This window comes from Pseudoalteromonas sp. DY56-GL79 (assembly GCF_041414765.1).
GTDB classification, from domain to species: Bacteria; Pseudomonadota; Gammaproteobacteria; order Enterobacterales; family Alteromonadaceae; genus Pseudoalteromonas; species Pseudoalteromonas piscicida.
Genome location: NZ_JANHZS010000061.1, coordinates 1 through 878 on the forward strand (window position 1 = coordinate 1; position 878 = coordinate 878).

General features: G+C 36.8%; 1 tRNA gene. It reads left to right on the forward strand.

Going from position 1 to position 878, the window contains the following annotated elements:
• Positions 1–86: 86 nt before the first annotated feature.
• Positions 87–160 (forward strand) — tRNA-Cys (locus NO992_RS23335).
• The last annotated feature ends 718 nt before the right edge of the window (positions 161–878 follow it).

Here is an 878-nt window from a genome sequence, read left to right on the forward strand (position 1 = left end):
CGAGTATAGCTCAGCTGGTAGAGCGCGACCTTGCCAAGGTCGAGGTCACGAGTTCGAACCTCGTTACTCGCTCCAATATTCTTCATGGCGGAATGGCAGAGTGGCCATGCAGCGGATTGCAAATCCGTCTACCTCGGTTCGACTCCGGGTTCCGCCTCCATATCGCATATTCTCCTTGTTCTTAATATCCCACTTATTTACCTTTTTATTATCCAAAAACTTCACTGTTACTGATTTATCCACATCTTCTTTTACTTAAACATTGTTTCTTTAGATCCCAGAATCATTACTATAGCTACTAGCCAATAATAAGAAGAATCGAAAGTTAGTATTCAATGCCTTTATAAACGCACCTAAATTCATATTTTCGATAAAAGGTATCATTTTGGTATCTAGTCCTGCTTATTGGATAGACTTACTGCTTCGTAGTAGCTTTGCATTTTCACTTCCACATAATTTACGTACACCTTTTCTACATAAAGAAGAATTGATCTGGTTTTGTTTCGAGTTCTATATGTAAGTAGGTAAGTTGATATGCTAACAGATGTTATATAACGCCATTTGTTCAGTTGTTCCTTAGTGATGCTTAAAGTTTATGTAGACTCGCGTGACTTCAATTCGATCTTTTTGAGTTAAAAACATACTGTTTTGACGTGTTTAGTTTGTTTTTTGTTCGAACAAATATTTTTTATAAGTTTTAATGAAAAAAGGGGTTGCACTAAAATCGGATATCCCTATAATGCGCATCCACCGACACGGGGAGTAACGCTGAAAAGTAATAAGTCAACGAGTTGGTAGTCAAGTAAAACTTAGCTTTGAGAGCTTGGAAGAAAACTTCTAAAGAAATTCAAAATTAAGTGTTGACAAAAAATCGGGAA